This is a genomic window from Sulfuricurvum sp., from assembly GCF_022759005.1.
Taxonomy (GTDB): Bacteria; Campylobacterota; Campylobacteria; order Campylobacterales; family Sulfurimonadaceae; genus Sulfuricurvum.
Genome location: NZ_JAEMQA010000124.1, coordinates 1 through 3932, shown reverse-complemented (window position 1 = coordinate 3932; position 3932 = coordinate 1). Strand labels below are relative to the sequence as shown.

At 37.3% G+C, this 3932-nt stretch carries 2 protein-coding genes; one reads left to right on the top strand and one right to left on the bottom strand.

The genetic code is table 11. From position 1 onward, the window contains the following. Positions 1 to 61: 61 nt before the first annotated feature. A complete protein-coding gene (locus JHC35_RS07740) occupies positions 62 to 3181 on the top strand; it encodes an EAL domain-containing protein (RefSeq protein ID WP_295043819.1) in 3120 nt (1039 codons plus the stop codon). An 8-nt stretch (positions 3182 to 3189) separates the two neighbouring features. Here JHC35_RS07740 and JHC35_RS07735 read toward each other — a convergent pair. Next, a partial coding sequence (locus JHC35_RS07735) for an ABC transporter permease (RefSeq protein WP_365996493.1) occupies positions 3190 to 3932 on the bottom strand: 743 nt, incomplete at its 5' end.

Sequence of the window (3932 nt, the reverse complement as noted above, 5' to 3'; positions counted from 1 at the left end):
TCACTGTTGCACTTATGAGTTGAATTGGCGATCTAATATACTTAAGTTTTAGGATAGAAAAATGTTTTTTTTACGACAGAAAAATTCTTTATTTATAAAAAATCTTTTGCAAACTACTGTAGCGTTCATTTTATTCTCTATTTCATTTATAATATATGTTTATTCAGAAAAACAGATTGATGTGGCAAATGAATTGCGTTTAAATTCATATAAGCTTGCCGGTGAACTACGACAATCATCGGATGATCTGACAAGAATGGTACGTACATATGCTGTTACAGGTAATATTTTATATAAAAAACATTATCAAGAGATATTGGACATCCGAAACGGTATAAAGCCGCGCCCGTATGATTATCAAAATATTTATTGGGACTTAGTCAGTCTAAATGACAAACGTCCACGTCCTTTTAGTAATCAAACTATTTCATTACTAGATATGATGGCTCAAGCTAGATTCACTACTGAAGAGTTTGAAAAGCTGAGGGAAGCTAAAAATAATTCTGATACTTTGACAAAAACAGAATTTGAAGCAATGAAACTTATAGAAGCAAAAGGCTCTGTAGAGCAAAAAATAAGCAATAGAGAAAAAGCTATTGAAATCTTGCATAACACAGCATATGAGGAAGAAAAAGCTTCTATTATGCGTCCAATAAGTGAATTTTATTTTTTAATAGATAAACGGACAACTTCTGCTGTACATGAAGCTGTGATTATTGCATTTATTTTGCGAATAGCTTTTATTGTTATGGGGGCTTTCCTTTTCTTTATGCTTTGGCGTTTATATCGAACTGTACATATGATACTTGGAAGTTCTGTAGATGATTTGCACGAGAAGATTGCTCGTATAGGGAAGGGAGATTTTTCAGTACCGATTCATGTTGATGAAAAAATGAAAAATAGTGTTTTAGGCTGGTTGGGCGAGATGCAGACAACGCTCAAAGAGCTCATAACGAGCAACGAGCGGCTTAAAAATCTGTATGCAGCACTTAGTCAATGTAATCAGGCAATTGTACGTTCAAAAGATGAAAATGAACTTTTTCCTATTATTTGTCATGATGCCATTCATTTTGGCGGGATGCAAATGGCATGGATCGGTATGGCAGATGAATCTAACAATCATCTTAGCGTTGTGAATTTTTATGGTGATGGCAGTGATTATCTTGAAGGGTTTTCTATATCAATAGATTCATCAGAGAGCACAAGTTATGGACCTACTGGGCATGCATTTTTACACGATGAACCTTTTTGGTGTCAAGATTTTCAAAATGATCCTACGACAGCCCTTTGGCATGAAAAGGGAAAAAAATATGGATGGGGAGCATCAGCTGCATTGCCTTTACACCGTGATGGAAAAGTTGTTGGCGTATTTACACTTTATTCCAAAGATGTGAATGCGTTCGATAAACCTATACAGCAGCTCCTAGAAGAGATGACTATGGACATTAGTTACGCTCTTGATAGTTTTGAACGAGAGCAAGCACGAAAAAATGCAGAAATTGCCTTAAAAGAGAGTCAGGAATATTTGAAATCGATCATCATCAATGAACCTGAATGCGTTATGCTAGTCGGGCCAGATGGAAAATTGATCGATATGAATCCTGCTGGTTTAGCAATGCTGGAAGTAGATACTCTTCAAGAAGCTCAGAATTATAGTTTAACCAGCTTTTTGCTTCCCCAGTGGCGTGCTCCATTTATTGGAATGCTTAGAAGTGTCATGCAAGGTGAAAATGCAAACCTTGAATTTGAGATTCAAGGAGCTAGAGGAACGCATCGCTGGCTAGAAACTAATGCTGTACCAATGCATGATAGCGAAGGAAATATCACTATGCTACTAGGTATCACCCGTGATGTAACTGAGCGAAAAGCAAATGAAAAACGAATTGACTATCTTGCAAACTTTGATAGTTTAACCGGCTTACCAAATCGAATGCAACTCGATATTCGAATCAAAGATTTACTTAGTCTTGCCAGACGACACAAGCAAGAATTCGCGATTATGTTTCTTGACCTTGATCATTTTAAAGATATTAACGACACACTAGGTCATACAATAGGTGATAAACTACTTGTGAATTCTTCTCATAGGCTCAAATCTATTCTAAGAGAAGAAGATACATTAGCAAGAATGGGAGGAGATGAATTTATTATTTTACTTCCAAAGATTGACATGAATGGGGTTTCACAAGTAGCTCAAAAACTTTTGGATACATTCAAAAAACCTTTTGATATTGATGGCAATGAACTCAGTATCGGTGTTTCCGTAGGTATCGCACTGTATCCAAATGATGGATTAGATTTTGACACGCTCTATAAAAATGCCGATACGGCCATGTATCGAGCAAAAAAAGAGGGACGAAATGGCTTTTATTTTTTTACAGAAGAGATGCAAAAAAATTCTATCCGACATTTTGAACTAAGCAATGCGCTTCATCACGCACTTGAACGGAATCAATTTCAACTCCATTATCAGCCTCAGTTTTCTACAAAAAAAAGAACTATTATTGGTGCAGAAGCGTTATTGCGCTGGCATCATCCTGAGTTTGGAAATATTTCTCCTGCTGAGTTTATTCCAATGGCTGAAGAAAATGGAACAATTCTATCCATAGGTGAATGGGTTCTACGCACAGCAGTAAAATCTGCAAAACAGTGGATGAATGAAGGAATGGAACCCATTATCATGGCAGTAAATCTCTCAGCTATACAATTTAGAACACACAATTTACCAGACTTGGTAGCAAATATTCTCAAAGAAACTGGTTTGCCACCAGAATATTTGGAGCTTGAATTGACAGAAGGTGTTGCGATGCAAAATCCGCAAAGAGCGATCAGTATGATGAATGAGATACACTCCAAAGGGGTAAGAATGTCAATCGATGATTTTGGTACCGGCTATTCATCTTTGAGTTATCTCAAAAAGTTCAATATCTACAAACTCAAAATTGATCAATCATTTATACGAGATATTAATGTTGATCCCGAAGATAAAGCAATTGTTGCAGCGATTATTAGTATGGCTAAAAGTTTGGGATTACAAACAATCGCAGAGGGAGTGGAAACTATTGGTCAGCTTGATTATCTCCATGAGCAAGGATGTGACGAGATACAAGGGTACTATTTTTCAAAACCTCTTTCCATGGAAGAGTTCGAGGCTTTTAGATTGAGAATCAGTAATACCTAAAGAGCCTGTTATTTAACATCTTCGGTCTGACTAATAGCTACCATCCTCTGCCAATATAAAAAGAGGATCGTTGATATCCCCGCACTTCCTAGAACCATGGCCATTACCACTATCTGATATCGTGCCGCAATAAGTGGACTGATACCTGAGAGTATCTGTCCTGTCATCATCCCAGGAAGAGAAACAAGACCTACCGCTAAGAGAGTATTGACTTGAGGTATCATTGCGGCTTTGAAGGCTAAGAAGCGCGATTGTGCGTAGTCATTTAGTTGAATCTCATAGTCAAATCTTTCCACCGCAATAGCCACGGCATTCATAGCATTGGCATAGATCATTCCAGCAAGTGGGATCATTATCATTGGGGTATAAAGGGATTTAAGATCTAACACAGCAATTAAGACGATGAGCAGATTAAAACTGTCACCGATTGCAATAGCACTGAAGATATGAGTATATTTTTGTAAGCTCTTTTGCCTACAGCTGCGAAGAGCAATCAGACTTGATACTGCTATCATAAAAAACACTATGGCAACACCTATTAAGGGTGAATCATCTTTAAATAAAAACTCTAGGACATATCCTATAAGCAAAAGCTGCGAGGTCATCCTAAGCGTAGCATACGCGATCTCTTTTGCATCACCAAGCCATCTATAATAAAAGTACCCCACAATGGCAACAGGAAGCAGCATAAAAAGAAGGTTTTGAAGTGGTATGGTATGCATAGATATCCTTTGAACTAGAGAGAGGTTTA

Excerpts from the sequence above, each read along its gene's own strand:
- JHC35_RS07740 (WP_295043819.1), top strand. The coding sequence starts at position 62 with ATGTTTTTTTTACGACAGAAAAATTCTTTATTTATAAAAAATCTTTTG.